Below are 1,416 nucleotides of genomic sequence, written 5' to 3' on the forward strand. Positions count from 1 at the left end.
GATCGTGTCCCAAGGCGTGGTGTAGCTTTGGCGGTCGCCGTGCCTTCCGGATAGAGCCGGGAATGGATCAGCTTGCGGCTGGCAGGCTGATGAGCGGATCATCGCTCATCGTGGCGATTGTCTCAAGTGTCATGTAGCGGGACCGCTGGACGGCCCATTCGTCATTCTGCTCCAGGAGCAAGGCACCGACCAGTCTGACTATGGCGTCGTCGTTGGGGAAGATGCCGACGACCTCGGTGCGCCGCTTGATTTCGCCGTTGAGGCGTTCGATTGGATTGGTGCTGTGAAGCTTGGCCCAATGCTGCTTGGGAAAGGTCATGTAGGCGAGCACGTCTTGCTCGGCACTGTCCATGAGACTGGCGAGTTTGGGCACCTTCGGCCTGATCTGGTCGGCGACGTTACGCCATTGGGTACTTGCAGCCTCTGACGTGTCCTGGGCAAAGGCCGTGGCGATGAAGGCGGAGACAACACGGCGTCCGCTCTTTCCGGCATGGGCGAGCGCATTGCGCATGAAGTGAACCCTGCAGCGCTGCCAGGTGGCCGAGAGAACCTTGGAGACGGCGGCTTTTATGCCTTCATGTGCGTCAGAGACGACGAGCTTGACGCCACGCAGACCCCGCCTTGTCAGCTTACGCAGGAACTCTGTCCAGATCGCCTCGGCCTCGGATGTGCCGATCTCCATACCGAGCACCTCGCGTCGACCGTCGGTGTTGACGCCGACGGCGATGATGACGGCGACGGAGACGATGCGCCCGCCGCGCCGGACCTTGAGGTAGGTCGCATCGATCCAAAGGTAGGGCCATTCCCCTTCGATGGGCCTGTCGAGGAAGGCCTTCACCTTCTCGTCGATCTCCTCGCAGAGCCGGGATACCTGGCTCTTGGAGATGCCCGACATGCCCATGGCTTTTACAAGATCATCAACGGATCGGGTCGATACGCCCTGGATGTAGGCCTCCTGAATGACCGCCGTCAGAGCCTTCTCGGCCATGCGGCGCGGCTCCAGGAAGCTCGGGAAGTAGCTGCCGGTGCGAAGCTTTGGAATGCGCAGCTCAACGGTGCCCGCCCGTGTCTCCCAGTCCCGGTCGCGATAGCCGTTGCGCTGGGCCAGTCGGAAGCTATTCTTCTCGCCATAGCCCGCGCCAGTCTTCGTGCTGACCTCCAGCGCCATCAGCTTCTCGGCAGCGAAGCCGATCATCTCCCGGAGCAAATCGGCATCAGCGCTCTTCTCAACGAGCGAGCGCAGGTTCATCATATCTTCGGTCATCGGTGGTGTCCCTCAGGTTGGCTCTAAGCAACCCGACCCTACCGGAAAACACTGGTGACCACCGCTACGCCGCCCGCCCTACAGCACCTTGGAGGGTGCACTCGCGAGCGGCTTCGCTATCACCCAGCTACACCACTCGCCGGGACACGATC

1 protein-coding gene is annotated in these 1,416 nt (G+C 61.8%); it reads right to left on the minus strand.

From position 1 onward, the window contains the following. Window positions 1-67: 67 nt before the first annotated feature. On the minus strand, window positions 68-1,264 hold the full coding sequence (locus ACM6UT_RS23260; RefSeq protein ID WP_416799639.1) for an IS256 family transposase: 1,197 nt from the start codon (window positions 1,262-1,264) through the stop codon (window positions 68-70). Window positions 1,265-1,416: the final 152 nt, after the last annotated feature.

Source organism: Ciceribacter azotifigens (assembly GCF_048159625.1).
Classification (GTDB): Bacteria; Pseudomonadota; Alphaproteobacteria; order Rhizobiales; family Rhizobiaceae; genus Allorhizobium; species Allorhizobium azotifigens.

Coding starts and splice junctions, on each gene's coding strand:
- ACM6UT_RS23260 (WP_416799639.1), bottom strand. CDS start 1,264: ATGACCGAAGATATGATGAACCTGCGCTCGCTCGTTGAGAAGAGCGCT.